This window comes from Pseudomonas sp. LF-5 (genome assembly GCF_037626295.1).
GTDB lineage: Bacteria > Pseudomonadota > Gammaproteobacteria > Pseudomonadales > Pseudomonadaceae > Aquipseudomonas > Aquipseudomonas monsensis.
Genome location: NZ_JARKMT010000010.1, coordinates 193464 through 219895, shown reverse-complemented (window position 1 = coordinate 219895; position 26432 = coordinate 193464). Strand labels below are relative to the sequence as shown.

Here is a 26432-nt window from a genome sequence, read left to right as displayed (position 1 = left end):
AACCAGGCAAGCCGCATCCCGTTTGAAATCTGTCGAAAAATATCGTCTAGTCAAATGCCACCTCTTCGCTGGGCGTAGATTACCGCCCTTTAAGGGTGTCCAGAATCATTAAGCCAGATCACATTAAGCCAGATCAGACCGAGTTGGATGTTGGAGGTACGCCGACTTGAAAGTCCTGAGTCGAACTCAGGTCTTGAAACCCATGAAGATCTGCTCCCTTTCCCCCTCGCCCCCTTGGGGGAGAGGGCTGGGGTGAGGGGGTAGCTCTTGATCTTGATTTTGCTCTAAATCCCAACCTGCCGATTGGCATACATCCGACACTCCGCCAGCAACGCCAGCAAATTCGGATCCCTCTCCTTGGCCTTCAAAAACACCACGCCAATGTGCTGCTGCAACCGGTACTTCTCTTGCAGCGGAATCAGCTTGACCCGATTCTCATACACCGCCGCAATCCGCCCCGGCAGCAATGCATAACCCACCCCCGAACTGACCATGCTCAACAGCGTGAAGATGTCATTCACCTGCATCGCCACCTTCGGTTCGAACCCCGCCTGTTTGAACACCCGGTTGCCGTCCTGATGGGTGGCGAAGCCCTGGGTCAAGGTGATAAATGTTTCATCGCGGACCTCGGCCAGATCGACTTCACTGCGTTGTGCGAACTTCGAATCTGCTGGCGTGGCGAGGAATATATCGTCGGAGAACAGCGGGATCTGCTCGCAGTCCGGGTCGTTGATGCTGTCGTCCAGCGACACCAGGATCGCGTCGACTTCCATGTTTTTCAGCTTGTAGAGCAGGTCGATGTTCGAGCCGAGAATCAGGTCGATGTTGAGTTCGCTGCGGCGGATCTTCAGGCCCATGATCAGTTGCGGTACGGTCTTCACCGTCAGTGAATACAGCGAACCGAGCTTGAAGCGTTCAGCGGAGAACCCGGCGGCTTCGCGGGTCAGGCGTACGCTTTCGACCACGTCATTGATCAACTTCTGCGCGCGCTCTTCGAGCACGTAGGCGCTTTCCAGTGGCGTCAGGTTGCGGCCTTCGTGCTTGAACAGCGGACAACGCAGGGCGCTTTCCAGCGAATGGATCGCCCGGTGCACGCTGACATTGCTGGTCTGCAACTCGGCAGCGGCGCGGGCTAGGTTGCCGGTGCGCATGAAGGCGAGGAACACCTCGAGTTTTTTCAGGGTCAATTCTTCGTCGATCAGCATGGCGCGGACTCTTTTTGGTATCGACCGATTGTGCCCAATTACCGTGGCGTGCGCAGGTCCGCGTTGAACAGAAACATTGCGCTTTTACGCTCAAGGTCCGAGCCTTGCGCGCTGCGGTAACGAATCTTGAGGTGAGTGACACATGTATCACGGGGAAAGACTCAACGCCTGGACGCATCTGGTCGGGGCAGTGGCAGCGTTTATCGGCGGCGTGTGGATGCTGGTGATTGCCAGTCTCGACGGCAGTCCGTGGAAAATTGTCAGCGTGGCGATCTACGCCTTTACCTTGCTGGTGCTCTACAGCGCTTCGACCGTGTACCACAGCGTGCGCGGGCGCAAGAAAGCGATCATGAAGAAGGTCGACCACTTTTCGATCTACCTGCTGATCGCCGGCAGCTACACACCGTTCTGCCTGGTGACGCTGCGCGGGCCGTGGGGCTGGACGTTGTTCGGGATTGTCTGGGGGCTGGCGCTGATCGGTATTCTGCAGGAGATCAAGCCGCGTTCGGAGGCGCGGATCCTGTCGATCGTGATTTACGCGGTGATGGGCTGGATCGTGCTGGTGGCGGTCAAACCGTTGATTGCGGCGCTGGGCACCACCGGTTTCGCCTGGCTGGCCACTGGCGGGGTTTTGTACACTGTGGGGATCATCTTTTTTGCCCTCGATCACCGGTTGCGACATGCGCACGGGATCTGGCATTTGTTCGTGATTGCCGGGAGCTTGCTGCACTTTGTGGCGATTCTGTTTTATGTCCTCTAGACCGAGTTGCTGCCAATCGCTGGCAAGCCAGCTCCCACAGGGCTCAGAGTTGTTCACAAATTGTGTGATTAACACAGCACCTGTGGGAGCTGGCTTGCCAGCGATGGCGCTTTAGAAGTCCCCCCACAGTTGCTGAGCCACCGCCAACGCTACCACCGGCGCGGTTTCGGTACGCAACACCCGCGGGCCGAGGCGGGCGGCATGGAAACCATTACCCTTGGCCTGCTCGACTTCAGCATCCGTCAAACCGCCTTCAGGCCCGATCAGAAACGCCAGCGTCGTCGGTTTCGCATGGCTCACCAGCGGCTCCGCCACCGGGTGCAGCACCAGCTTCAATTCGGCCTGGGTCTGCTTCAGCCAGTCGGCCAGCAGCAGCGGCGGATGAATCACCGGCACTCGCGAACGCCCGCACTGTTCACAGGCACTGATCGCCACCTGACGCCAGTGCAGCAGGCGTTTGTCGGCGCGTTCGTCCTTGAGCCGGACTTCGCAGCGGTCGCTGAAGATCGGGGTGATTTCGCTCACGCCCAGCTCGGTGGCTTTCTGAATCGCCCAGTCCATCCGTTCGCCACGGGACAGGCCCTGGCCGAGGTGGATGTGCAGCGGCGATTCGACCTGGCCGGCGAATTGCTCGTCGATCTGCACGGTCACGCGCTTCTTGCCGACTTCCAGCAGTGTTCCGCGAAACTCATGGCCGGAGCCGTCGAACAACTGCACCGCATCGCCCTCGGCCATGCGCAGCACGCGGCTGATGTAATGCGCCTGGGCTTCCGGCAGTTCGTGTTCGCCGGTGCTCAGGGGGGCGTCGATAAAGAAGCGGGACAGTCTCATTTCGGGTCTCTAAAAAAATGGGCGCGTACTTGCTGTAATGCAGAGCTTTCGTGGCGAGGGGATTTATCCCCGTTGGGTGGCGAAGCCGCCCCAAAATCTGCAATCGCGGTGAGTCAGAAGTATTGCATGGGCTGATTTTACGGCTGCCGCGCAGCCGAACGGGGATAAATCCCCTCGCCACAGGGTTGGTCTGAATCCTCAGGAATCAGCCCGGATCGCGGAAGCCGGGGTGGAAGTCTTTCGGCACGGCCACGCTGACGCTGTCACGCGTAGCAATGTCGATGCCTTCGCTGGCGACGTCGGCGAGGAAGTCGATCTGCTCCGGGGTGATCACGTACGGCGGCAGGAAATACACCACGCTGCCCAGCGGACGCAGTAACGCGCCACGCTCCAGCGCATGCTGGAACACCTTCAGGCCACGGCGTTCCTGCCAAGGGTAGGCCTCTTTGGTGGCCTTATCCTTGACCATCTCGATCGCCAGGACCATGCCGGTCTGGCGCACTTCGCTGACATTCGGGTGATCGACCAGATGCGCAGTGGCCGAGGCCATGCGCTGGGCCAACGCCTGGTTGTTTTCGATGACGTTGTCCTGCTCGAAGATATCCAGCGTCGCCAGCGCCGCCGCACAGGCCAGCGGGTTGCCGGTGTAGCTGTGCGAGTGGAGGAAGGCGCGCAGGGTCGGGTAGTCGTCGTAGAACGCGCTGTAGACCTCGTCGGTGGTCAGGCACGCCGCCAGCGGCAGGTAACCGCCGGTCAGGGCTTTCGACAGGCAGAGGAAGTCCGGACGGATGCCGGCCTGTTCACAGGCAAACATGGTTCCGGTGCGGCCGAAGCCGACGGCGATTTCGTCGTGAATCAGGTGTACGCCATAGCGGTCGCAGGCTTCGCGCAGCAGCTTGAGGTACACCGGGTGATACATGCGCATGCCGCCGGCGCCCTGAATCAGCGGCTCGACAATCACTGCCGCGACGCTGTCATGATGCTCTGCCAGGGTCTGTTCCATGGCGGCGAACATGTTGCGCGAGTGCTCTTCCCAGCTCATGCCTTCGGGACGCCCGTAGCAATCCGGGCTCGGCACCTTGATGGTGTCCATCAGCAGCGCTTTGTAGGTTTCGGTGAACAGCGGCACGTCGCCGACCGCCATCGCTGCCATGGTTTCGCCGTGGTAGCTGTTGGTCAGGGTGACGAAGCGCTTTTTGTTTGGCTGGCCGCGGTTGAGCCAGTAGTGAAAGCTCATTTTCAGCGCGACTTCGATACAGGACGAACCGTTATCGGCGTAGAACACCCGGTTCAGGCCTTCCGGGGTCATCTTCACCAGACGCTCGGACAGCTCGATCACTGGCTGATGGCTGAAGCCGGCAAGGATCACGTGTTCCAACTGATCGACCTGATCCTTGATGCGCTGATTGATGCGCGGGTTGGCGTGGCCGAACACGTTGACCCACCACGAGCTGACGGCGTCGAGGTAGCGCTTGCCTTCGAAGTCTTCGAGCCAGACGCCTTCACCGCGCTTGATCGGGATCAGCGGCAGCTGTTCGTGGTCTTTCATCTGGGTGCAGGGATGCCACAAAACCGCGAGGTCGCGTTGCATCCACTGGTTATTCAGGCCCATTTACAGTCTCCTCGAGGCGGCTCGCGTCAGGCGCGGGCAAACAATCGCGCAAGCCTATGCAATGCGTCGCGTGGGGACAACCCATTGTGTCGATTGAGCTACTTTGTATGAGCCGATAGACGTCGCTGGCGGCGTTTTGATGGCTAACGTATTCTTCGCGGTTCTTTGGGTCGTCTGACCCGCAAAACTGCTTTTTCCTACGTGTATTTCCGGAGTTCGCTGAATGTCTGTCGGTTGGCTGCGCGCCTGTGCGCTGGTGATGTTGGGGCTGTTCAGCGTTACGGCGCTGGCCAAGGATAAAACCGCGATCGTGATTGGCGGCGGCCTGTCGGGTCTGACTGCCGCTTATGAACTGCAAAACAAAGGCTGGCAGGTCACGCTGCTGGAAGCCAAACCGAGCCTGGGCGGTCGCTCCGGTATGGCCACCAGCGAGTGGATCGGCAACGACAAGACCCAGCCGGTGCTGAACAAGTACGTCTCGACCTTCAAGCTGAGCACCACGCCGGCCCCTGAGTTCGTGCGTACCCCGGGTTATCTGATCGACGGCGAGTATTTCTCCGCTGCCGATCTGGCGACCAAGCAGCCGGCCACCGCCGAGGCCTTGAAGCGCTATCAGAAAACCCTCGACGATCTGGCGCGCTCGATCGACGATCCGCAGAACCCGGCCGCGACCAGCACCCTGCATGCGCTGGACCAGATCAACGTGTCGAGCTGGCTCGACAAGCAGAACCTGCCGGCCACGGCGCGTCAGTTGATCAACCAGGACATCCGCACTCACTACGACGAGCCGTCGCGTCTGTCGCTGCTGTACTTCGCCCAGCAAAATCGCGTGTATCGCGGCGTCTCCGACCGCGACCTGCGCGCCTCGCGTCTGGTCGGCGGCAGTCAGGTGCTGGCCCAGGCCTTCGTCAAGCAGATCAAGACCATCAAGACCAACTCGCCGGTGTCCGCGATCACTCAGGACAAGGACGGCGTGACCGTCAAGGTCGGCAGTGTTGGCTATCAGGCAGACTACGTGGTGTTGGCCGTGCCACTGCGCGCGCTGAACAAGATTGCCCTGACCCCGGCGCTGGACGCCCAGCACCTGGCGGCGATCAAGGGCACCAACTACGGCTGGCGCGACCAGATCATGTTGAAGTTCAAGACGCCGGTGTGGGAAAGCAAGGCGCGTATGTCCGGCGAGATCTACAGCAACGCCGGCCTCGGCATGCTCTGGATCGAGCCAGCCCTGAAGGGCGGCGCCAACGTGGTGATCAACCTGTCCGGCGACAACGCCCGCGTGATGCAGGCGTTCGGCGACAAGCAGATGGTCGATCAGGTGCTGATCCGTCTGCACGCGTTTTATCCACAGGCCCGTGGCTCGTTCACCGGTTATGAAATCCGTCGCTACAGCACCGACCCGTCGATGGGCGGCGCTTACCTGGCCTTCGGTCCAGGCCAGATCAGCAAGTTCTGGCGTCTGTGGGAACGTCCGCTGCAACGCGTAGCGTTTGCCGGCGAACATACCGACACCTTGTACCCGGGCACCCTGGAAGGCGCACTGCGCACTGGTCAGCGTGCGGCCAGTCAGGTTGAAGATCTGGCGGCTGGCAAGTCGTTTGAGCCGGTCAAAGTCGGCCCGGCGGCTGCAACCGCAGCAGCGGCAGGCGCGGCAGGTGCCGTGGCAGCGAAGAAGGGCAACTTCTTCAGCAACCTGTTCGGCGGTTCGGATGACGAGAAGAAGCCAGAACCGGTGAAGGCTCCAGAGCCAGCTCCGGCGCCTGTGGCACCAGCGCCTGCGCCGACTCCGGCACCTGCGCCAGCACCGGTGGAAGCACCGAAGCCAGCCGCTCCGGTGAAAGCCGAGCCGGCGAAGAAAGCGGCGGCCAAGCCTGCGGCGAAGAAGCCTGCGGCGAAGACCGAAGCGAAAAAAGCCCCGGCAAAACCGGCGGCGAAAAAGGCTGAGCCGGCGAAGAAGCCAGCAGCCAAGCCTGCGGCGGCTCCAGCGGCAAGCACTGATACCAAGGCGCAGTAAGCGTTGCGGTGAATGAAAAAGCGCGGCGCTTATGCCGCGCTTTTTTTTGCCTGTGAGGGCCTCATCGCGGGCAAGCCCGCTCCCACAGGTTTTTGCGGTGAATGCAGAATTTGTGAACGCCGCCGACCATTGTGGGAGCGAGCTTGCTCGCGAAGAGGCCGGTTCAGGCAGCACTAACTTTGGATCTGTACCCAGTATCCTGCCCCACACTTTCCCCCTTTAATCTTTCCTTAACCACCATGCTCAAGACTCTTGATCGTATTTCTCGATATTTCAAAGCAAAATTTTCCGCTTTAATTCGATAGATAACTCGCTAGTCTTGGTTCGCAGTTCTCACAGGATTTGGGCAATGCAGCTACGTAACTCTTCTTCGCGCTATGGTTGGGTCAGCATCTTCATGCACTGGGGCGTGGCGCTGGTGGTCTTCGGACTGTTCGCGCTGGGTCTGTGGATGGTCGGGCTGGATTACTACAGCAGTTGGCGCAAAGAGGCGCCGGATCTGCACAAGAGCATCGGACTGGTGCTGCTGGGTGTGATGGTGTTGCGGGTGCTGTGGCGCTTTATCAGCCCACCGCCGCCGACGCTGCAAAGCTACAGTCGCATGACCCGTATCGGTGCAAAGTTCGGCCACGGGTTTCTCTATCTGGCGCTGTTCGCTGTGATGCTTGCCGGTTACCTGATTTCCACCGCAGACGGTGTCGGGATCCCGGTGTTTGGCCTGTTTGAAGTTCCTGCACTGGTTTCCGGGCTACCGGATCAGGCAGATACCGCTGGGGTGATTCATCTCTGGCTGGCGTGGACGCTGGTAATTTTTTCCGGCCTCCATGCGTTGGCAGCATTGAAGCACCACTTTATTGATCGTGATGCGACCCTGACGCGAATGCTCGGTCGCAAAGCCTGAAATTCAACCTCGACTCAAAGGAAAAGAAAGCATGTTGAAAAAGACTCTGGCCGCTCTGGCAATCGGTTCTGCACTGCTCTCGGCTGGTCAGGCCATGGCTGCGGACTACAAAATCGACAAGGAAGGCCAGCACGCCTTCGTTGACTGGAAAATCAGCCACCTGGGTTACAGCTTCATCCACGGTACTTTCAAAGACTTCGACGGCACGTTCTCGTGGGATTCGGCCAAGCCTGAAGCCAGCAAAATCTCCGTCGACGTGAAAACCGCCAGCCTGTGGTCGAACCACGCCGAGCGTGACAAGCACATCGCCAGCAAAGACTTCCTGGACGTGGGCAAATTCGCTGACGCCAAGTTCGTCTCCACCGCCGTTAAATCGACCGGCGACAAGACTGCTGACGTGACCGGTGACCTGACTCTGCACGGCGTGACCAAGCCTGTGACCTTCAAGGCCACGTTCAACGGCGAAGGCAAGGATCCATGGGGCGGCGAGCGTGCAGGCTTCAATGCCAAGACCACCCTCAACCTGAACGATTTCGGGATCAAGGGCCCAGGTCCTACCTCGCAAACCGCAGATCTGGACATCTCGCTGGAAGGCGTGAAAGTTAAGTAACTTTCGTCCGCCACACAAAAACGCCCCCGGTTGAAAGGCCGGGGGCGTTTTTTATGGCCTGCCACAACACAAATCCCTGCGGGGCGGGCAGCGGCCCCAAACCCTTCAACTGAGGGGATCAGACATACCGCGTTGAATGGTTTTGCGACTGCTTCGCAGCCGATCGGGGATAAATCCCCTCGCCACAGGTTCAATTCCACAGTGAAGTTTGCCGGTTGCATAAAAAATGCCCCGGCTCTTGCGAGTCGGGGCATTTTTCATTGCAGCGTGAAATCAGCGATTGCGGGTCAGCAGGGCTGGTTTCTCGCCACGTGGGCGGCTTGGCAGTTGATCGAGCTGCTCAGGCGTCGGGAAGCGGTCGGCTTTCGATTCCTTGTGCATGATCTTCGGACCGTTGCTGCGAGGGTTCTGCACGGCGGGTTCGGTACGTGGCTGATCGTCACGGGCTGGACGACGGTTGCGCGACGAGGACTCGTCACGACGACCCGACTGACCATCACGTGGTGCGCCATTGCGCGGGCCGTTGCGTTTGGCCGGCGGGGTGCCGGTGCTCGAACCGTTGCTGTTGCGCGGACCGTTCTGGCGACCCTGCGGCTGACCGCCACGAGGGGCGCCAGCGCCAGCACCTTGTGCCGGAGCGCCTGGCCGGCGACCACGGCCACCGGCCGGGGCGGCTTTGGGCACGTAATCAACGCGGTTACCGAAGTTATCAATATCGTCGTCGAGGAACTCGTCCGGTGCACGATCAGCGGCGGCGCGTGGCGGCTGCGACGGTTGACGCTGTTCGCGGGCCGGAGTGCCTTCACGTGGCTTCTGCTGACGGGCAGGGCGCTCGCCGCGTTCACCGGCGGGTTTTTCCTTACCCTTGTCCTTGCCTTTGTCCTTGCGACCGCCGCCACCGCCGCCGCCATTCGGACCGTCGCCACGCGGGCCACGGGAATTGCGCGGGTTGCGCATGTCCGGACGCTCGCGCACTTCAGGCTTCTCGGCCTCGATGGTGCTGGCATCGAAGCCCATCAGGTCGCCATCGGCGATTTTCTGCTTGGTCATGCGTTCGATGCTTTTCAGCAGTTTTTCTTCGTCCGGGGCCACCAGCGAGATCGCCTCGCCCGAACGACCGGCGCGGCCAGTACGGCCGATACGGTGCACGTAGTCTTCATCGACGTTCGGCAGTTCGAAGTTGACCACGTGTGGCAACTGGTCGATGTCCAGGCCGCGGGCAGCGATGTCAGTGGCGACCAGAATGCGCACTTCGCCGGCCTTGAAGTCGGCCAGGGCTTTGGTGCGGGCATTCTGGCTCTTGTTGCCGTGGATCGCGACGGCTGGCAGGCCGTGCTTGTCCAGGTACTCGGCCAGACGGTTGGCGCCGTGCTTGGTGCGGGTGAACACCAGCACCTGTTCCCAGGCGCCGGCAGTGATCAGGTGCGCGAGCAGCGCACGCTTGTGGCTGGCCGGCAGACGGAAGACCCGTTGTTCGATGCGCTCGACCGTGGTGTTCGGCGGCGTCACTTCGATGCGTTCCGGGTTGTGCAGCAGCTTGCCGGCAAGATCGGTAATGTCTTTGGAGAAAGTCGCCGAGAACAGCAGGTTCTGACGCTTGGCCGGCAGACGTGCGAGGACCTTCTTCACGTCGTGCACGAAACCCATGTCGAGCATGCGGTCGGCTTCGTCGAGGACGAGGATTTCGACGTGGGACAGATCGACGCTGCCCTGGCCGGCGAGGTCGAGCAGGCGACCCGGGCAGGCGACGAGCACGTCGACACCACGGGACATGGCCTGAACCTGCGGGTTCATGCCGACGCCGCCGAAGATGCAGGCGCTGACGAATTTCAGGTCACGGGCGTAGATCTTGAAGCTCTCGTGAACCTGGGCCGCGAGTTCGCGGGTCGGCGTCAGGACCAGAACGCGTGGCTGGCGCGGGCCATGACGCTGGGATTTGTCCGGGTGACCGTTAGGGAACAACCGCTCCAGGATCGGAAGGGCGAAACCGCCGGTTTTACCGGTACCTGTCTGTGCCGCAACCATCAGGTCGCGACCTTGCAACACGGCGGGAATGGCCCGCTGTTGCACCGGAGTAGGCTCGGTATAGCCCGCATCTTCGATGGCGCGGACTAAAGCCTCGGAGAGACCGAGGGAAGCAAAGGACATGAGTAATCCTGTTTTAGTTAGGGCTTGGCCCAATGGGAGTCTTGCCTGGCGCGAATCACGTTTAAGAGGACGCAATCCCGTCCGGTCCTGCTGCGGTTCCGAAGGCACGTCTGGAGCGCTCGCGCGGGCTGGAGAGCTGCGCTGTAGCGGGTCGAGAGGCCTGTTACGGTTCCGGGCGTCCGGGCGTGAGCCTGGCGGGAACGCCGGAGTATAACAGAGCAATCACTGCGCGCTGCTTTCCTGCTGCTCAACGGTTTTGCTGCTGGCCGAGGCATTGCCCAGCGGCGCCCCGATAACGGGAGCCGCGCCATAACGGGCGCTCAGCTCGGCATAGGCCGGTTCGCGCTTGAATCGCTTGAGCTCAGCGCCAAAACGCTGCACCAGCAAATCCATACCAGCATTGCGCCGAACCGCGAGAAATTGGCTCTGGCGGCTAATGACGGTGGGGTTTTCAGTGATCTGATCGCGAATATTCAATGCATCGAGCAAATGCTGGCCGACGCGGCGATCGGTGATCAACAGGTCGATGCGCCCGCGCACCAGTTTGCCGAAGTTGGCTTCATGGGTCGGTGCCGGTTCGCGGGTAAACAGCGTTGATTCACTGAAATCCGGGCTGTACAGATAGCCGGGCGAGGTGCCGACGGTCAGGCCTTTGAGTTCTTCGAGTCTGCTGAACGGGTGCGGCCGGTCGTTGGCGTAGAACATTACGAATTCGACGTCGGACAGTGGTTCGCTCGGATAGAGCAGGGTGGCTTCGCGTTCGACACTGTGAAAAATGTCGAGTGCACCGTCGGCCTGACCGGTTTCCAGCATCGACAGGCAGCGCTTCCACGGCAGGAACTGCCACTCGACCTCGATGCCCAGGCGCTTGAACACGATGGCGGTGGTTTCGTAGTCCAGCCCGAGTTTCTTGCCGCCGTCTTCGTAGACATAAGGCGCCCACGGCTCGGTGACGATACGCAGCTTCTCGCCCCGAGCGGCAAAGCTCAGGCAAGCAAAAACCAGCACGGCGAATAATTGCGCGATCAAAGGCATGGCTTGAGATTACGACGAGAAACGCGAAAGAGCCAGAAAGTGGCAGCAGAAGCTCTGTTTCGGGGCTTTAAAAGCAAAAGATCGCAGCTGCGACACCCCTGTAGGAGCTGCCGAAGGCTGCGATCTCTTGATCTTGCTTGTCGCTTTCAGCTTGAAGCTTGCAGCTGCCTCAACGCGGCAATTTCAGGTTATTCCAGATCGCCAGGCTTGGTTCCGCCTGGTTCATGGAATAGAAGTGCAGACCCGGTGCGCCGCCCTGCAGCAGGCGTTCGCACATCTCGCTGACGACCTGTTCGCCAAAGCGTTGAATGCTTTGTGCGTCATCGCCGTAGGCTTCCAGTTGCTTGCGGATCCAGCGCGGGATTTCCGCACCGCAGGCGTCGGAGAAACGCGCCAGCTTGCTGTAGTTGGTGATCGGCATGATCCCCGGCACCACCGGAATATCCACGCCCAGCGCCTGCAAACGGTCGACGAAGTAGAAGTAGCTGTCGGCGTTGAAGAAGTATTGGGTGATCGCGCTGTCGGCGCCGGCGCGAGCCTTGCGCACGAAGTTGGCGAGATCGTCTTCGTAGTTGCGCGCTTGCGGATGCATCTCCGGGTAAGCGGCGACTTCGATGTGGAAATGATCACCGGTTTCTTCACGAATGAATTCAACCAGCTCATTGGCGTGACGCAGCTCACCGCTGGTCATGCCCATGCCGGATGGCAGGTCGCCGCGCAGGGCGACAATGCGCTTGATGCCGGCTGCCTTGTACTCGTTCAGCAGGCCGCGCAGGTCGTCCTTGCTGTCGCCGACGCACGACAGGTGCGGTGCGGCCGGTACTTTGACTTCGTTTTCCAGTTGCAGAACGGTGTTGAGGGTGCGATCACGGGTCGAACCGCCAGCGCCATAGGTGCAGGAAAAGAAGTCAGGGTTGTACGTGGCCAGCTGACGAGCAGTGGCGAGCAGTTTTTCTTGCCCGGCATCGGTTTTGGTCGGGAAGAACTCGAAGCTGTAGCGACGGTCTTGGGACATGGAGGGAACCTCCAGCTACAAGCTGCAAGATTCAAGCTGCAAGAGCAGCGGAGGTGCGCTGGTCTCTCGTGCCTGAAGCTTGCGGCCTGACACTGTTTTTAATTGGGGGCAGAGCCTCAGGCTTCGCACGGCAAGTCCGGCTTTTGACCTTACTTGCCGCTCGAAGCTTGCGGCTCGCAGCTGCTCTTAACTTAGTAGCGGTAAGCGTGCGGCTTGAACGGGCCTTCGACGGTCACGCCGATGTAGTCAGCCTGTTGCTTGGTCAGTTGAGTGACCACGCCGCCGAAACCGCGAACCATTTCCAGGGCCACTTCTTCGTCGAGTTTCTTCGGCAGTACTTCAACGGTCAGGCGCTCGGCTTTCTGGGCAGGCGACAGGTCGGCGTACTTCTGGCCGAACAGGAAGATCTGGGCCAGTACCTGGTTGGCGAACGAACCGTCCATGATGCGGCTTGGGTGACCGGTGGCGTTGCCCAGGTTCACCAGACGGCCTTCGGCCAGCAGGATCAGGTAGTCGTCGTTCTGCGCGTCGAAAGCGCCCGGGCCGGTACGGTGGATCTTGTGTACCTGTGGCTTCACTTCTTCCCATGCCCAGTTCTTGCGCATGAAAGCGGTGTCGATTTCGTTGTCGAAGTGACCGATGTTGCAGACAACAGCGCGCTTCTTCAGGGCTTTGAGCATGTTGGCGTCGCAAACGTTGACGTTACCGGTGGTGGTCACGATCAGGTCGATCTTGCCCAGCAGCGCTTTGTCGATGCTCGCTTCGGTGCCGTCGTTGATGCCGTCGATGAACGGCGAAACCAGCTCGAAACCGTCCATGCACGCTTGCATGGCGCAGATCGGGTCAACTTCGGAAACCTTGACGATCATGCCTTCCTGACGCAGGGACTGAGCGGAACCCTTGCCCACGTCACCGTAGCCGATGACCAGCGCTTGCTTGCCGGACAGCAGGTGGTCGGTGCCGCGCTTGATCGCATCGTTCAGGCTGTGACGGCAGCCGTACTTGTTGTCGTTCTTGGACTTGGTCACCGAGTCGTTGACGTTGATGGCCGGGATCTTCAGCTCGCCCTTGGCCAGCATGTCCAGCAGGCGGTGAACGCCGGTGGTGGTTTCTTCGGTCACGCCGTGAACGCGGTCCAGCACCTGTGGGTACTTGTCGTGCAGCAGCTGAGTCAGGTCGCCGCCGTCGTCGAGGATCATGTTGGCGTCCCATGGCTGGCCATCTTTCAGGATGGTTTGCTCCAGGCACCACTCGTACTCTTCTTCAGTTTCGCCTTTCCAGGCGAACACCGGGATGCCGGCAGCGGCGATGGACGCAGCAGCCTGATCCTGAGTCGAGAAGATGTTGCAGGACGACCAGCGTACTTCGGCACCCAGGGCAACCAGGGTTTCGATCAGCACGGCAGTCTGAATGGTCATGTGGATGCAGCCGAGGATTTTTGCGCCCTTGAGCGGCTGCTCGGACGCGTACTTGCGGCGCAGACCCATCAGGGCCGGCATTTCCGACTCGGCGATGATGGTTTCGCGACGGCCCCAGGCAGCCAGGGACATGTCGGCAACTTTGTAATCGTTAAAATCTGCAGGCGTGATAACAGCGCTCATGAAGAGCCTCCATTCGTAATGTATGCGAATGGGCGCCGTTGTGCGTTTAGTGTCCGGCCGTGGCCAGTCAACGCCCCATCCGAGCCTGACAGGTTGAACCTGCTGCAGCGCCCCTCGGACAGGTGGCGGGAAAACGGTAGCAAGTGAACGTTACCGTTTTGAAACGGGGGCGATTATAGCCGTCTAGACTGATCTTCCAAAGGGTTTCTGTCGGCCAGATGAAGATCGCTAATGGCGACCATAGTCGAAGGCTCATGGAGCATGACCGCTCGGTCTGCCAAGATGACGCCATCTTTCGGCAACCGCTCAGGAGTGAACATGAATTTCCACACCCGCAAATGGGTAAAACCCGAAGACCTGAACCCCAACGGCACTCTGTTCGGCGGCAGCCTGCTGCGCTGGATCGACGAAGAAGCGGCGATCTACGCCATCGTCCAGTTGGGCAATCAGCGCGTGGTGACCAAGTACATTTCCGAAATCAACTTCGTCAGCGCCTCGCGCCAGGGCGACATCATCGAACTGGGCATTACCGCCACCGAGTTCGGTCGGACCTCAATCACCCTGACCTGCGAAGTGCGTAACAAGATCACCCGCAAGAGCATTCTCACGGTCGAGAAGATGGTTTTCGTGAATCTGGGCGAAGACGGCTTGCCGGCACCGCACGGGCGGACCGAGATCAAGTACGTCAAAGACCAGTTCAAGGAAGATGAATTGGTCACTAAGTAACCTCTAGTTGGCTTCATCGCGAACAGGCTCACTCCTTTGTCAGTGACTGAGTCGTACCTGTAGGCGTGAGCCTGCTCGCGATAGTGGTTTCAGCGTCACCGAAGATTTATCTGACTACTGAACAGCTGTGAACGGCGGGGGTCGTAGCTAAAAGCCCCCCCACTGGTTATCACGCCATGAGCACCCCGACAGACGGCAAGACCCCCGACCTCTCGACCGATGAAAAACATGAAGTCGAGAAAAGCCAGCCGCCCCGCGCGGCGGTTCTGCATGAAATCATCCGCACCCAAGGCGACCAGGAACTGGAGCGCAGCATTGCCGCGCTGTGGTGGTCGGCGCTCGCCGCCGGGTTGACCATGGGCCTGTCGCTGATGGGCATGGGCCTGCTCAATTCGCGCCTGCCCGAGGGCGAGGAATTCAAGGTCATCGCCAGTTTCGGCTACTGCGCGGGTTTCCTCGCGGTGATCCTCGCCCGCCAGCAACTGTTCACTGAAAATACCCTGACTGCCGTCCTGCCGGTGATGTCCAAACCGACCCTGGCGAATTTCGGCCGGTTGATCCGCTTGTGGGGGGTGGTGCTGTTCGGCAATTTGTGCGGCACGATTCTGGTGGCGTACGTGATGCTCGAGCTGCCGATCTTCGATGGCAAAACCGATCACGCCTTTCTCGAAATCGGCCGCAAGGTCATGGAAAACCACGCCAGCCAGATGTTCGCCAAGGGCATTGTCTCCGGCTGGATGATCGCCACGATGGTCTGGATGATCCCGTCCATGGAGAGCGCCAAGATGTGGATCATCATCCTCATCACCTACCTGATGGCGCTGGGCGACTTCACCCACATCGTGGTCGGCTCGGCGGAAGTCTCGTATCTGGTATTTGCCGGTGAATTGCCGTGGAGTGATTTCTGGATGGTGTTCGCCGGGCCGACGCTGGCGGGGAACATCATTGGCGGCAGTTTCATCTTCGCGCTGATCAGCCATGCGCAGATCCGCAGCGAGACCGGTACTCCCAAGGAAACGCACAAAGCGCAACAGTCTGCGGATCAGGCCGAAAAGCCTGACCCGCAGCGGATCAGGAAATGATCAATGGTGGGCGGGCTCGGCCGCTGTGGCCGGCTCGTCACGGGTGGCGTGTTTGACCAGTTTGCCGATGGTCAGCCCCTGCAACAGGATCGACGACAGCACCACGATGTAGGTGATGCTCAGCAGCAGATCGCGCTCCGGGCCCAGCGGCAGGGCCAGCGCCAGTGCCACCGAAACGCCGCCGCGCAAACCGCCCCAGGTCAGGATGCGGATGGTGCCGCGCGGCACCGTGCGCCAGCGGCGCAGCAGGACGATCGCCGGGGCCACGGTGAGCAGGCGCGACAGCAGAATCGCCAGCGCCAGCAAACTCGCCGCCGCAATGTGCGCCCAATTGAATGGCAGCAGCAACAGTTCCATGCCGATCAGGGCGAACAGCAGGGCGTTGAGCATGTCATCGAGCAGCTCCCAGAAGCCGTCGAGGTACTTGCGGGTCATGTCGTTCATCGCCAGGTTGCGTCCCAGGTTACCGATGATCAGACCGGCCACCACCATCGCAATCGGCGCCGAGACGTGCAGTTCGGTAGCCATCGCCGAACCGCCGATCACCAGCGCGAGGGTCAGCATCACTGTGATCTGATGCTGCTGGACGCTCTTGATCATCCGGTACACCCCATAACCGATCAGCCCGCCGAACAGCACGCCGCCAATGGCTTCGTGAACGAACAGCATCGCGGTGGCGCTGATGGTCGGCGTCTCGCCCAGTTGGGCGATGCCCAGCAACACGGTAAACACCACCACCGCCGTACCGTCGTTGAACAGCGATTCACCGACGATCGTGGTTTTCAGCGGCTTGGAGGCATTGGCCGTACGCAGTACGCCGAGCACCGCGATTGGGTCGGTCGGCGAAATCAGCGCGCCGAACAGCAGGCAGTACAGGAAGCTCACGTGCCAGCCGAACAGGGCAAAAATGTAATAGGCGAGGCTGCCGATCACGCCGGTGGCGATCAACACACCGAAGGTCGCCAGCAGGCCGATGGGCCAGCGGTAGCTGCGCAGGTCATTCAGGTTGACGTGCAGGGCGCCGGCGAACAGCAGGAACGAGAGCATCCAGTTCATCAGCAGATCGCCGAAGTCGATCTGGCCGATCAGTTGCTGCACGCGCTCTTCAAGACCGGGGTAGCCGAGCACGCTCAGGCCTTGCAGCAGCAGGGAGAACATCAGCGCGGTGACCATCACACCGATGGTGGGGGGCAGGCCGATGAAGCGGTAATTGACGAAGGTGAGCAGGGTGGTGAGGCAGATAAAAGCGGCGACAAGTTCAAGCATCCGGGGTCCTTTGGATGAAGGGTGAGTGGAACGCGCCCGGTGCTTGGGCGCTGGAGTTTGATGGGCCGAGAGCGACTGAGGGCACAAGCTTCCCTCACCCCAGCCCTCTCCCGGAGGGAGAGGGAGCCGACCTTATTGTCTTGCGGGATGTATCGACCTGAATAACCGGATCGATTGTAGATTCGGCAATGCGCGTTCAGGTCGGCGTACTTCTGAAGCATCCCCCGTTCAGTCCCCTCTCCCTCTGGGAGAGGGTTAGGGTGAGGGCTAGCCGGACACATTGACCGCAGCCGCGCCGCGACGTTGCAGATAGATGAAAAACAGCGCCGTCAGCACTGTCAGCACGCCGACCAGCGCGCCGGTCCACGGCAAGTCCGCCAGATCTGCGCCACTGGCAACGACCAACCCGCCGATCCACGCGCCCGTCGCGTTACCAAGATTGAACGCGCTCTGGTTCAAGGTCGAGCCGAGGTTCGGCGCCTCATGGGCCTGGTCGATGATCAGCAGTTGCAGGATCGGGCACAGCGCAAAGGCGAAAATGCCCCACAGCACCAGCGTGATCGCCGCCGGAATCACCGAACGGCTGGTCTGGCTGAACGCCGCCAGAATCACCACCACCGCCAGCGCCACACCCACCAGCGACGGCAACAGACGGCTATCGGCCAGGCGGCCACCGAGCATGCTGCCACCGGTCAGGCCGACGCCGAACAACAGCAGCATCACCGTCACGCCGTGGGGGCTGACGCCGGTGATGTCCTGCAGGATCGGTGCAATGTACGTGAACACACTGAACAGGCTGGTCGATGCCAGCACGCTCATACCCAGTGCCAGCAACACGTTGACCTTGCCCAGCACCTTGAACTCGCTGGCGAGGTTGGCCTTGTCCATCGCGATGTGTTTCGGCAGCCACAGCCATTGCGCGAGAGCGGCGATCACGCCGATCACCGACACCGCCCAGAAGGTCGAGCGCCAACCGGCGTATTGGCCGAGCGCGGTGCCCAAGGGCACGCCGAGCACATTGGCCAGGGTCAGGCCGGTGAACATCATCGCAATGGCCTGCGCGCGTTTGTTCGGTGCGACCAGTCCGGCGGCCACCACCGAGCCAATGCCGAAAAACGCACCGTGACACAACGCGGTGACCACCCGCGCTGCCATCAGCGTCGCGTAGTTCGGCGCGAGTGCGCAGAGCACGTTGCCGAGGATGAACATCAGCGTCATGCCCAGCAACGTCGCCTTGCGCGGCATGTTGGCGGTACCGATGGCGAGGATCGGTGCGCCGAACACCACACCCAGGGCGTACCCGGTAATCAACAGTCCGGCGTGAGGGATGCTTACGGCAAGGTCGCGGGCGACATCGGGCAACAGACCCATGATCACGAATTCAGTCGTGCCGATGCCGAATGCGGCAACAGCGAGTGCAAGCAAGGCGAGTGGCATGCGCAAGGTCTCTGTCGGTAGTCTTGACGCTTTGATCAGGCATACGCAGGCCGTCGACCGATCTCGAAGGAGTGCGGTGCCGGCGGGAATTATTGGTATTTTTCTGTGCGCAACTGAGTGCGGCGTGGTCGCTTGCAGTATAAACAGCTGCTGACACATCGCGAATCAATAATCTGACTAATTGGCTGGATAACAACAATAAGGAGTGGGACGTGCTGGCGACAGCTCTGGTGTTGGTGGCGGCGCTGTTGCATGCGGCGTGGAATACCCTGATCAAATTCAGCGCCGAGCGGCTGCTGGTGGTGGCGTGCATGGACACTGTGGCGCTGCTGGTCGTCGCCATTGCGTTGCCGTTCGTGAGCTTGCCGCCGGTTGAAATCTGGCCGTGGATTCTTGCGTCGGCGGCGTTTGAACTGCTCTATCGCTATTTGTTGATTCAGGCCTACCGGGTCGGCGATCTCGGCTTGGTCTATCCGCTGATGCGCGGACTGTCGCCATTGGTGGTGTTGGCGCTGACCCTGATCTTCGCCGGTGAGGTGCTCACCACGCAGCAGATCTTCGGGATCATGTTGATTCCGTTTGGCATGGTTTGCCTGCTCTGGCAGGGCGGCGGCGGGAAACACTTGCCGTGGTCGATGCTGCCGGTGGTGGCGCTGATCGGCTTGTGCATCGGTTGCTACACCTACATAGATGGCCAGGCGTTGCGGCGCTGGTCGCACCCGCTCGATTACCTGGTCTGGGTCACGCTGCTCAGCGCCTGGCCATTTCCACTGCTGGCGTGGGTCGCCAAGCGCCCGGCGTTCATGCAGTTCTGGCGTGAGCAATGGAAGCTGGGGCTGGCCGTCGGGTTCTGCGTGTTGTTCAGCTACGCTCTGGTGCTGTGGGCGATGCAGTTGGGCTCGATTGCGGAAGCGGCGGCATTGCGCGAGATCAGCGTGATTCTGGTGGTGCTGTTCGGCATGCGCTACTTGAAAGAACCTTTCGGCCGGCCACGGCTCTTAGCCTGTGGGCTGGTGCTGATCGGCATGCTGGTCATGAAGTTCTGACCGCTCGCGAATTCTATAACTCGAAAAAAGGACGGCGTTATGACGGTGGCTCTGTGGTGTGTGTTGATCGCGATTTTTCTGCCCTATGTGTGCACGATTGTGGCCAAGGCCGCGGGCGGTTTCCGGCTGAGTGACAACCATGATCCTCGGGATTTTCTCGAAAGCGTGGGCGGCGTGGCACGACGGGCGCATGCCGCGCAACTCAACAGTTTTGAAGTGATGCCGGCGTTTGCCGCCGCGGTGATCGTCGCGCATCTGGTGGGCACGGCGCAGTTGGTGACGGTGAATGTGCTGGCGGTGATGTTTATCACCAGTCGCCTGCTGTACATCATCTGCTACCTGGCGGACTGGGCAATTCTGCGGTCGCTGGTGTGGTTTGTCGGGATGGGGCTGATTGCCGCGTTCTTCTTTGTGTCTGTTTGATTATTGGTGTTGCTGCTGGCCTCATCGCGGGCAAGCCCGCTCCCACAAGGTTTTTTGGTGTACACAAAATATGTGGTCACCATCAATTACTGTGGGAGCGGGCTTGCCCGCGATGGCGATTGATCAGGCAACAAACCTCTCAGGATTTGTCCTTGGGGGCATCCGCCACCTGCGGCACTTGCGGCAGCGCCGCTCCCTTGGGCCAGAGCATCCAGATCTGCCCCTGCTGTTTCATGTCTCCGGCCAGTTGCCCGGCTGCATCGCCCGTGCCCCAGAACAGATCCGCACGCACCTCGCCGGCGATCGCGCCGCCAGTGTCCTGCGCCGCAACCGGGCGAACCAGTGCGGTGCCATCCGGTTTCGTGGTCGACAGCCATAACAGGCTACCCAGCGGAATCACCTTGCGATCGACGGCGGCGCTGTAACCGGCGGTCAGCGGCACATTCAGCGAGCCACGCGGGCCTTCGTTGCTGTCCGGGTTGCGGGTGAAGAACACGTAGCTCGGGTTGCTGCCCAGCAGTTCCGGAATGCGCGACGGGTTGGCCTTGGCCCAGTTGCTGATCGCGCCCATGGTCACGTCTTCTTTCTTCAACTCGCCCTGTTCCACCAGCCAGCGGCCGATGGGCCGGTACGGGTGGCCGTTCTGGTCGGCGTAGGCGATGCGCAGTTGCTTGCCATCCGGTGTCTGAATCCGCCCTGAACCCTGGATCTGCAAAAACTGCAGGTTCATCGGATCGGTCAGGTAGGCCACCACCGGCGCTTTGACGCCTTTGGATTCGATGGTCGCCGCGTCGTCGTAAGGCTTGAGCACTCGACCTTCGAGACGGCCACGCAGGCGTTTGCCCTTGAGCTCCGGATAAATGCTCTCCAGCGAGACGATGATCATGTCTTCCGGCACGCCATACACCGGCACGTTGGCCACGTCGGTGGGCGTCAGGCTGCCAGGGTAGACCGGTTCGTAGTAACCGGTGATCAGGCCGTTGGGGTTGTCATGCTCGGCGCGCAGACCGAACACATCGAGGTTCTGCTTGAGGAACGCGCGAATCTCGTTGGCGCTCTGCGGCACGTTGGTTGCCGCGGCGCACGTGCCACCCCAGACCGGATCAGCTTTGAGTCGGGTGCAGGCGCTGCGCCATGAGCCGAAACCGGCGACCAGATCGCTGTCGGACACCGCCGGCAGGGATTCCCAGGTGGCGCTGGAATAGGTGGCCAAGGCGTGGGTTTTCGGTTTGGCATTGTCGCCGCCTGTACAGCCGGCAAGGATTGCCAGCAGCGGCAGGGTTGCGATCAGTGGGTGACGCCAGGCCTTGAAACGGCTGTTCATGGAGTGATTCCTGTGCCGGTCGCCCGAGTGCTCCATGCGCTCGAACAACCCGTATTTTTAATAGGGCTATTGGTGTTTGTCGGGGAGGCGAGGATACTGGCCGCCGAATTCCGTGACCTGAAGCCGCCATGACTCTTAAACGAATTGCTGTTGTATTGCTGGCCTGCCTGACCCTGTCCGCCTGTGGCGGTGTCGATCCGAATTCCCCGTTGGGCCAGCGCAAGGCGATCTTCAAGCAGATGCTCAAGACCGGCGAAGAGCTCGGTGGCATGTTGCGTGGGCGCATTGCGTTCGACGGGCCGAAGTTCGCCGACGGTGCGGTGAAACTCGATGCGCTGTCCCATGAGCCGTGGAAGCATTTCCCGCAGGTGCGCGAAGCCGATCACACCAGCGCCAAGGACGAAGTCTGGTCGCGTCAGGCCCGTTTTCAGGAACTGGCTCGCAACCTTGAGGCGGCCACCGGTGAATTGGTGATCGCCAGCCAGGTTCAGCCGTACAAGGCCAGCAACCTCGGGCCTGCGGTGCAGAAAGTTGAAGATGCCTGCAGCGCTTGCCATAAGGAATTTCGCGATCATTGATTGCATGAGGGGGGCTGAGACAACTAAGCCCCTGTGGCGAGGGCGCTTGCTCCCTCGCCACAGGGGCATCGGTTACTTGTCGATTTGGTCCAGCGCATCCTGCAGTTCCTTGCGCGACTCGGCGAGCTTGTCCTTGCGCTTGTTGATCTTCTCCGGATCGCCTTTCTTCATGGCTTTGTCGAGGTCAGCCTGACGCTGGCTCACTTCGTGTTTGGCTTCGAGTACCTTGTTTTCGCGTTCTTTCTTCAAGCCAGCGTCGGTGCAGTGTTCAGTCACTTCGCGCAGGGCTGTTTCCAGGCCGGCCTGTTGATCGGCATTGCCGCGGGATTTGGCCTGCTCAATCTGGTTCATGATGCCCTGCTTCTTGGCAGCGCAACCGGTCAGGCCCGGGGCGTCTTCGTCGGCCATCACGGGGGCGGCCATGATGCCGCAAAGGGTCAGCATGGCGAGCGGTGCGAGAAATTTCATAAAAGCTCCATGTGCAAAGGCAATCGGTCGGTTGGGCACTGCGCTGTTGGAGCGCCTCGGGGCCGTTGGGTTCCCGGCGTGCCGGGATCGCGTAGTCAGAAACCGTCGATGCCGGCGGCCTGTAGGGTTTCGCTCAAGGCCAGTACCTGCGGGTCGCGAAAGAATGCGCTCAATTGCGCTGCGCGTCCCGGGCCGATACCGGCTTCAGCCTGCCATTGTTCGGTGTCGCGTCGGGCCAGCGCCTGCCATGAGTCAGGCAGTTGTGCCTGGCCGGTCGGCGGTAACCCCAGCGCTTTCAGCCACTGGCCGAAGGGCCGTTGGCGGGCACTGTGAAAACTGTGAATCAGGCGTTCGCTGCTGCGCTCGCCGAAGCCGGCAATGTTAGCAAGCTCTGGTGCGTCGAGGGTCAACCAATCCAGCAGGTTGTTCAGGTGGCCTGTTTCGAGAAGTTTCTCCCAGGTGCCACGGCCGACATGTTGCATCGCCAGACCTTGCTTGCCACTGAGCCAGGTCAGGCGAGCGAGAAACTGGCTTTCGCAACCGGGTGTCGGTTGCCAGCAACTCAAGGCGTGGAAATCACTGGCGTCGGGGACGTCAATGTCGGCCCGCTCGGTCGTGCGCAGTACTACGCTGTCGAGCCGTGGAATCGTCAGCCCGGCCAGGCTGATTGCCACTTGGTCACCGGGACGGATATCCAAAGTCTGCCAGCGCTTGAGCGAACTGGCGCTCACGCGTTTTATCTCCCGATCATCGAGCATGATCGGCGTCAGCTCCAGCACGGGTGTGATGCGGCCGGTGCGACCGATTTTGAAATTCACTTTGCGCACCTCGGCCAGCGCCTGGGCAAACGGGTATTTCCAGGCCACCGCCCAGTAGGGCGCGCTCGCCTGCCAGCGCTCGGCCGGTGGGCGCTGGCTTTGACGCAGCACAATGCCGTCGCTGGCGAATGGCAGTGGTGACCGATACCAGTGCTCACGCCACTTTTGTGCGTCTTCAAGGTTGGCGATGGCCTGACTGAATGGCGCTGTCGTGGCGAAACCCAGTGTCGCCAACGTCGCTATTCTTTCGGGCAGACTCGCCGGCCCCTGTGGCCAATCCCAGACGAACAGACCGATCCCGGCCGCCTGCTCGACGCTCAGGGTTTTCCGGCTCATCAGTCCGGCAACCGTGGCGCGGGCGTTGACGCTGCCGGCGCGGGCCTGCACATGTCGAGTCAGACGCCAGTAGAGTTCGCCCTGGACCAGCAGATCGAGGGGCTGCGTCAGTTGTTGAGGAATGGCGTGGATCTTTTGCGCTGACGCCGTCCAGTCCTGGCCGCTGCTACCGTCACCGCGACTGATCGCCTGCTGCAACAGACCGCGACGGTAGATCAGCGTCACTGCGACGCCATCGACCTTGGGTTGTACCCAGACATCCCGGCGGTCCTGCAGCCAGGCTTGAACCGCCGCCGCCTCATGAAGTTTATCCAGGCCTGTGTGTGCAACCGGATGCGCGATAGGCCCCGTTGCGCTGCGCAAAGGTTGCGGCGCCGCTGGCCGCTGGAAACACTGTCGCCATTCGTTGAGCCGCAAGCGGGCTTGATCATAGAGGTCGTCGGCAAGCAGCGAACGGCCTTCGCGATGATAGGCTTCGTCCCATTGGTCGATCTGGTTTTGCAGGGCGGTGATTTCGTTTTGCGCGGTGGCGGCAGGCCATTCGGGGCAGGCGGCGTAAGCGATCAGGTGGATGAAACTCAGCAGAACAACTGAAAACAGGCGCAGCGTCGCAAGCATGGTGAGCGTCCTTGCTCAGGGGGAATGCTTGAAGGCTAGGCGAGGATTTTGACGTGGGTTGGCGGGGTGTTTTGCCGGGTGTTTCGGTTGGAAAGTCATGTTGTCTGTTCGGGCATCTAGCGAGCAGGCTCGCTCCCACAGGGTATTGCGCACGCATGAAAAAGCCCCGCACGGCGCGAACCGTGCGGGGCTTTTTTGTACCGCCAGGGCGTCTTACAGACCAGCAGCGGAACGCAAAGCGTCGGCGCGGTCGGTTTTTTCCCAGGTGAAGGTGGTGAAGGTGTCTTCGCCAACTGTCTTGGTCTGCGATGCACGACCGAAGTGGCCGTAGGCTGCAGTTTCCTGGTACATCGGGTGCAGCAGGTCGAGCATGGTGGTGATTGCGTATGGACGCAGGTCGAACACTTCACGCACCAGTTTGATGATCTTGTCATCGCTGATCTTGCCGGTGCCGAAGGTGTTCAGCGAGATCGAAGTCGGCTGGGCGACGCCGATCGCGTAGGAAACCTGAATCTCGCAACGCTCGGCCAGGCCGGCAGCGACGATGTTCTTGGCCACGTAACGGCCAGCGTAGGCCGCCGAACGGTCAACCTTCGATGGATCTTTACCGGAGAACGCGCCGCCGCCGTGACGGGCCATGCCGCCGTAGCTGTCGACGATGATCTTGCGACCGGTCAGACCGCAGTCACCTACCGGGCCGCCAATGATGAACTGGCCGGTCGGGTTGATGTGGAACTGGGTGTCCTTGCTCAGCAGTTCGGCAGGCAGCACGTGCTTGACGATCAGCTCCATCACGCCTTCGCGCAGGTCTTTGTACGAGACTTCCGGGTTGTGCTGGGTCGACAGTACAACAGCGTCGATACCCACCACCTTGCCGCCTTCGTAACGGCAAGTCACTTGCGACTTGGCGTCCGGACGCAGCCAAGGCAGCAGACCCGACTTACGGGCTTCGGCCTGGCGCTGCACCAACTGGTGCGAGAAGGTGATCGGCGCAGGCATCAATACGTCGGTTTCGTTACTGGCGTAGCCGAACATCAGGCCCTGGTCGCCGGCGCCCTGATCTTCAGGCTTGGCACGGTCAACACCCTGGTTGATGTCAGGGGACTGCTTGCCGATGATGTTCATCACGCCGCAGGTCGCGCCGTCGAAGCCGACGTCGGAGCTGGTGTAGCCGATGTCGCAGATCACGTCGCGAACGATCTGCTCCAGGTCGACCCAGGCGCTGGTGGTCACTTCACCGGCAACGATGGCAACGCCGGTCTTGACCAGCGTTTCCACAGCCACGCGTGCGTGTTTGTCCTGGGCAATAATGGCGTCCAGCACCGCATCGGAAATCTGGTCGGCGATTTTGTCCGGATGTCCTTCAGACACGGACTCGGAGGTGAAGAGGGAGTATTCGCTCATCTCGATGTTTTCCTGAATTTACCGATGGTGAGTGTCGCCAGCCGGTCGCAGAAAGTGGCGAACCTGGATCTGGAAACCATTACGTAAGCCTACATAGAGGCTGTCCCCGGGAACGAGCCCCGCAGCGGTGGCCCAACGGGCCAAATCGTCCTGTTCAAACCCCAACCACAGATCACCGCAGGCCTCCCTGGCCCAACTCTGGTTGTGGCTACATAACTCTGTCACGAGCAGGCTACCGCCCGGTTGCAGCAGGCCGGCCATGTGCTTGAGCGCTTCGGCCGGCGCGGCGAAATGGTGCAACACCATATTCAATACGACGCAATCGGCCTGAAGGCTGATGCCATTCAATGCATCGGCCAATTGCAGGCTGACGTTAGCCAGTTGTTCACGTTCACATACCTGACGCGCCAGTTCGAGCATCGCCGGGCTGTTGTCCAGCGCGGTGACGGTGCCGAAGCGGCGGGCCAGTTCCGGCAGGAAAGCACCGTCGCCGGGGCCGACTTCAATGGCCGTGGCAGCACCATTGAAGTTCAGTTTGTCGAGCAGGGCCAGCACGCTGTCACGGTATTGCGGCAGGCCTGCGATCAGGTCTTGCTGGGCGCGAAACTTCTCCGCCACACGTGCGAAAAAATCCTGGCTGGCGGCCTCACGTTGTCCGTGTACCTGAGCGATGCGCGCCTGCACGTCATCCGGCAGTGCCAGATTGTCGACTTCTTCTAACAATGCCGCGTGCAGCTTGCCGCCGAGCAATTCGGGGTGGGGCAGGGCGCGGCGATAGAAAATCGCGTTGCCTTCGCGGCGTGTCGCCACCAGATCGGCCTGGGCCAGCACCTTGAGGTGGTGGCTCATGCCGGACTGACCGATGCCGAAAATCTGCGCCAGCTCCAGGACCCCGAACGAGTCGTTGGCCAGCGCGCGCAATACATTCAGGCGCAGCGGGTCGCCACCGGCCTTGCACAAGGCCGCCAGCTCGTCGCAATCGTCATGTCGAATGGAAGGCGCGCGTAAGTTCATGGGGCAGCAGTCTAGTGACGGGGCTAAATCCTCGCAAGAGCAATATCAAAAAGTTTTGATATTGCTCGATAGATGGCACTTCTCACCGGCTGGTTAACTCTACAAACGAACAGCGGAAAGGTTTCACCAGCGGAAACCGCCGTTAACCATGGGAAAAACG

The 26432-nt window shown here is 60.7% G+C and carries 23 protein-coding genes and 1 riboswitch; of the genes, 9 read left to right on the top strand and 14 right to left on the bottom strand.

What is annotated here, in order from left to right:
• Window positions 1–284: 284 nt before the first annotated feature.
• Window positions 285–1205: a LysR family transcriptional regulator gene (locus PseuLF5_RS23560; RefSeq protein WP_222834130.1), complete on the bottom strand. Its 921-nt coding sequence runs from the start codon at window positions 1203–1205 to the stop codon at window positions 285–287.
• Between the two features lie 142 nt (window positions 1206–1347).
• On the opposite strand from PseuLF5_RS23560, the gene trhA reads away from it, so the two are divergent.
• Window positions 1348–1965 carry a PAQR family membrane homeostasis protein TrhA gene (gene trhA, locus PseuLF5_RS23555; RefSeq protein WP_064589617.1) on the top strand — a complete coding sequence of 206 codons (618 nt, stop codon included), beginning with the start codon at window positions 1348–1350 and terminating at the stop codon, window positions 1963–1965.
• Window positions 1966–2076: 111 nt separating this feature from the next.
• On the opposite strand, the gene PseuLF5_RS23550 is transcribed toward trhA, so the two are convergent.
• Window positions 2077–2796, bottom strand: a complete 720-nt coding sequence (locus tag PseuLF5_RS23550; RefSeq protein ID WP_340134824.1) for a 16S rRNA (uracil(1498)-N(3))-methyltransferase — start codon at window positions 2794–2796, stop codon at window positions 2077–2079.
• Window positions 2797–3001: 205 nt separating this feature from the next.
• Window positions 3002–4408 carry an adenosylmethionine--8-amino-7-oxononanoate transaminase gene (locus PseuLF5_RS23545; RefSeq protein ID WP_123469507.1) on the bottom strand — a complete coding sequence of 469 codons (1407 nt, stop codon included), beginning with the start codon at window positions 4406–4408 and terminating at the stop codon, window positions 3002–3004.
• Between the two features lie 223 nt (window positions 4409–4631).
• On the opposite strand from PseuLF5_RS23545, the gene PseuLF5_RS23540 reads away from it, so the two are divergent.
• The 3 genes from PseuLF5_RS23540 (at window position 4632) to PseuLF5_RS23530 (ending at window position 7933) form a co-directional block, all read left to right on the top strand.
• Window positions 4632–6422 (top strand): flavin monoamine oxidase family protein, encoded by a 1791-nt coding sequence (locus PseuLF5_RS23540; RefSeq protein ID WP_336347482.1) that lies wholly within the window; start codon window positions 4632–4634, stop codon window positions 6420–6422.
• A 349-nt stretch (window positions 6423–6771) separates the two neighbouring features.
• The gene (locus tag PseuLF5_RS23535) at window positions 6772–7323 is read left to right on the top strand and encodes a cytochrome b (RefSeq protein WP_123469503.1); all 552 of its coding nucleotides are present in this window, start codon (window positions 6772–6774) and stop codon (window positions 7321–7323) included.
• Window positions 7324–7354: 31 nt separating this feature from the next.
• Window positions 7355–7933, top strand: coding sequence for a YceI family protein (locus PseuLF5_RS23530; protein ID WP_083367682.1), 579 nt, complete (start codon window positions 7355–7357; stop codon window positions 7931–7933).
• Window positions 7934–8206: 273 nt separating this feature from the next.
• Here the strand turns inward: PseuLF5_RS23530 and PseuLF5_RS23525 are convergent, their stop codons facing one another.
• The 4 genes from PseuLF5_RS23525 to ahcY all read right to left on the bottom strand — a co-directional run bounded on the left by PseuLF5_RS23525 (window position 8207) and on the right by ahcY (window position 13732).
• Window positions 8207–10081: a DEAD/DEAH box helicase gene (locus tag PseuLF5_RS23525; protein WP_123469500.1), complete on the bottom strand. Its 1875-nt coding sequence runs from the start codon at window positions 10079–10081 to the stop codon at window positions 8207–8209.
• Between the two features lie 222 nt (window positions 10082–10303).
• Entirely contained in the window at window positions 10304–11116 is an 813-nt protein-coding gene (locus PseuLF5_RS23520; RefSeq protein WP_123469498.1) for a substrate-binding periplasmic protein, read from the bottom strand.
• 169 nt (window positions 11117–11285) lie between these two features.
• A complete protein-coding gene (gene metF / locus PseuLF5_RS23515; RefSeq protein ID WP_123469496.1) occupies window positions 11286–12131 on the bottom strand; it encodes a methylenetetrahydrofolate reductase [NAD(P)H] in 846 nt (281 codons plus the stop codon).
• A gap of 191 nt (window positions 12132–12322) precedes the next feature.
• Complete coding sequence (gene ahcY / locus PseuLF5_RS23510; RefSeq protein ID WP_007959684.1) at window positions 12323–13732, bottom strand: adenosylhomocysteinase; 1410 nt, start codon at window positions 13730–13732, stop codon at window positions 12323–12325.
• A 23-nt stretch (window positions 13733–13755) separates the two neighbouring features.
• A riboswitch (S-adenosyl-L-homocysteine riboswitch) is annotated at window positions 13756–13854 on the bottom strand.
• 196 nt (window positions 13855–14050) lie between these two features.
• Here ahcY and PseuLF5_RS23505 point away from each other — a divergent pair.
• Complete coding sequence (locus PseuLF5_RS23505; protein ID WP_003229043.1) at window positions 14051–14458, top strand: acyl-CoA thioesterase; 408 nt, start codon at window positions 14051–14053, stop codon at window positions 14456–14458.
• Between the two features lie 176 nt (window positions 14459–14634).
• Window positions 14635–15540, top strand: coding sequence for a formate/nitrite transporter family protein (locus PseuLF5_RS23500; RefSeq protein ID WP_222834134.1), 906 nt, complete (start codon window positions 14635–14637; stop codon window positions 15538–15540).
• Here PseuLF5_RS23500 and PseuLF5_RS23495 read toward each other — a convergent pair whose 3' ends face one another.
• Window positions 15541–16806, bottom strand: coding sequence for a cation:proton antiporter (locus PseuLF5_RS23495; RefSeq protein ID WP_123469492.1), 1266 nt, complete (start codon window positions 16804–16806; stop codon window positions 15541–15543).
• 267 nt (window positions 16807–17073) lie between these two features.
• Window positions 17074–18243: an MFS transporter gene (locus PseuLF5_RS23490; protein WP_222834135.1), complete on the bottom strand. Its 1170-nt coding sequence runs from the start codon at window positions 18241–18243 to the stop codon at window positions 17074–17076.
• Between the two features lie 212 nt (window positions 18244–18455).
• On the opposite strand from PseuLF5_RS23490, the gene PseuLF5_RS23485 reads away from it, so the two are divergent.
• Window positions 18456–19289 (top strand): EamA family transporter, encoded by an 834-nt coding sequence (locus PseuLF5_RS23485; RefSeq protein WP_123469488.1) that lies wholly within the window; start codon window positions 18456–18458, stop codon window positions 19287–19289.
• A 39-nt stretch (window positions 19290–19328) separates the two neighbouring features.
• Window positions 19329–19712: an MAPEG family protein gene (locus PseuLF5_RS23480; protein WP_123469486.1), complete on the top strand. Its 384-nt coding sequence runs from the start codon at window positions 19329–19331 to the stop codon at window positions 19710–19712.
• A 139-nt stretch (window positions 19713–19851) separates the two neighbouring features.
• Here the strand turns inward: PseuLF5_RS23480 and mltA are convergent, their stop codons facing one another.
• Complete coding sequence (mltA, locus tag PseuLF5_RS23475) at window positions 19852–21036, bottom strand: murein transglycosylase A (RefSeq protein WP_128616114.1); 1185 nt, start codon at window positions 21034–21036, stop codon at window positions 19852–19854.
• Window positions 21037–21164: 128 nt separating this feature from the next.
• Between mltA and PseuLF5_RS23470 the strand changes: the two genes are divergently transcribed.
• Window positions 21165–21614 carry a c-type cytochrome gene (locus tag PseuLF5_RS23470; protein ID WP_128616115.1) on the top strand — a complete coding sequence of 150 codons (450 nt, stop codon included), beginning with the start codon at window positions 21165–21167 and terminating at the stop codon, window positions 21612–21614.
• Between the two features lie 72 nt (window positions 21615–21686).
• Here the strand turns inward: PseuLF5_RS23470 and PseuLF5_RS23465 are convergent, their stop codons facing one another.
• The 4 genes from PseuLF5_RS23465 to PseuLF5_RS23450 all read right to left on the bottom strand — a co-directional run bounded on the left by PseuLF5_RS23465 (window position 21687) and on the right by PseuLF5_RS23450 (window position 26272).
• Window positions 21687–22082, bottom strand: coding sequence for a DUF1090 domain-containing protein (locus PseuLF5_RS23465; protein WP_123469479.1), 396 nt, complete (start codon window positions 22080–22082; stop codon window positions 21687–21689).
• A gap of 95 nt (window positions 22083–22177) precedes the next feature.
• Window positions 22178–23854, bottom strand: coding sequence for an NAD-dependent DNA ligase LigB (ligB, locus tag PseuLF5_RS23460; protein WP_222834137.1), 1677 nt, complete (start codon window positions 23852–23854; stop codon window positions 22178–22180).
• Between the two features lie 213 nt (window positions 23855–24067).
• Window positions 24068–25258: a methionine adenosyltransferase gene (gene metK, locus PseuLF5_RS23455; RefSeq protein WP_123469475.1), complete on the bottom strand. Its 1191-nt coding sequence runs from the start codon at window positions 25256–25258 to the stop codon at window positions 24068–24070.
• An 18-nt stretch (window positions 25259–25276) separates the two neighbouring features.
• Window positions 25277–26272, bottom strand: a complete 996-nt coding sequence (locus PseuLF5_RS23450; protein WP_123469473.1) for an ArsR/SmtB family transcription factor — start codon at window positions 26270–26272, stop codon at window positions 25277–25279.
• Window positions 26273–26432: the final 160 nt, after the last annotated feature.

Excerpts from the sequence above, each read along its gene's own strand:
- PseuLF5_RS23560 (WP_222834130.1), bottom strand. The coding sequence starts at position 1,205 with ATGCTGATCGACGAAGAATTGACCCTGAAAAAACTCGAGGTGTTCCTC.
- trhA (WP_064589617.1), top strand. The coding sequence starts at position 1,348 with ATGTATCACGGGGAAAGACTCAACGCCTGGACGCATCTGGTCGGGGCA.
- PseuLF5_RS23550 (WP_340134824.1), bottom strand. The coding sequence starts at position 2,796 with ATGAGACTGTCCCGCTTCTTTATCGACGCCCCCCTGAGCACCGGCGAA.
- PseuLF5_RS23545 (WP_123469507.1), bottom strand. The coding sequence starts at position 4,408 with ATGGGCCTGAATAACCAGTGGATGCAACGCGACCTCGCGGTTTTGTGG.
- PseuLF5_RS23540 (WP_336347482.1), top strand. The coding sequence starts at position 4,632 with ATGTCTGTCGGTTGGCTGCGCGCCTGTGCGCTGGTGATGTTGGGGCTG.
- PseuLF5_RS23535 (WP_123469503.1), top strand. The coding sequence starts at position 6,772 with ATGCAGCTACGTAACTCTTCTTCGCGCTATGGTTGGGTCAGCATCTTC.
- PseuLF5_RS23530 (WP_083367682.1), top strand. The coding sequence starts at position 7,355 with ATGTTGAAAAAGACTCTGGCCGCTCTGGCAATCGGTTCTGCACTGCTC.
- PseuLF5_RS23525 (WP_123469500.1), bottom strand. The coding sequence starts at position 10,081 with ATGTCCTTTGCTTCCCTCGGTCTCTCCGAGGCTTTAGTCCGCGCCATC.
- PseuLF5_RS23520 (WP_123469498.1), bottom strand. The coding sequence starts at position 11,116 with ATGCCTTTGATCGCGCAATTATTCGCCGTGCTGGTTTTTGCTTGCCTG.
- metF (WP_123469496.1), bottom strand. The coding sequence starts at position 12,131 with ATGTCCCAAGACCGTCGCTACAGCTTCGAGTTCTTCCCGACCAAAACC.
- ahcY (WP_007959684.1), bottom strand. The coding sequence starts at position 13,732 with ATGAGCGCTGTTATCACGCCTGCAGATTTTAACGATTACAAAGTTGCC.
- PseuLF5_RS23505 (WP_003229043.1), top strand. The coding sequence starts at position 14,051 with ATGAATTTCCACACCCGCAAATGGGTAAAACCCGAAGACCTGAACCCC.
- PseuLF5_RS23500 (WP_222834134.1), top strand. The coding sequence starts at position 14,635 with ATGAGCACCCCGACAGACGGCAAGACCCCCGACCTCTCGACCGATGAA.
- PseuLF5_RS23495 (WP_123469492.1), bottom strand. The coding sequence starts at position 16,806 with ATGCTTGAACTTGTCGCCGCTTTTATCTGCCTCACCACCCTGCTCACC.
- PseuLF5_RS23490 (WP_222834135.1), bottom strand. The coding sequence starts at position 18,243 with ATGCCACTCGCCTTGCTTGCACTCGCTGTTGCCGCATTCGGCATCGGC.
- PseuLF5_RS23480 (WP_123469486.1), top strand. The coding sequence starts at position 19,329 with ATGACGGTGGCTCTGTGGTGTGTGTTGATCGCGATTTTTCTGCCCTAT.
- mltA (WP_128616114.1), bottom strand. The coding sequence starts at position 21,036 with ATGAACAGCCGTTTCAAGGCCTGGCGTCACCCACTGATCGCAACCCTG.
- PseuLF5_RS23470 (WP_128616115.1), top strand. The coding sequence starts at position 21,165 with ATGACTCTTAAACGAATTGCTGTTGTATTGCTGGCCTGCCTGACCCTG.
- PseuLF5_RS23465 (WP_123469479.1), bottom strand. The coding sequence starts at position 22,082 with ATGAAATTTCTCGCACCGCTCGCCATGCTGACCCTTTGCGGCATCATG.
- ligB (WP_222834137.1), bottom strand. The coding sequence starts at position 23,854 with ATGCTTGCGACGCTGCGCCTGTTTTCAGTTGTTCTGCTGAGTTTCATC.
- metK (WP_123469475.1), bottom strand. The coding sequence starts at position 25,258 with ATGAGCGAATACTCCCTCTTCACCTCCGAGTCCGTGTCTGAAGGACAT.
- PseuLF5_RS23450 (WP_123469473.1), bottom strand. The coding sequence starts at position 26,272 with ATGAACTTACGCGCGCCTTCCATTCGACATGACGATTGCGACGAGCTG.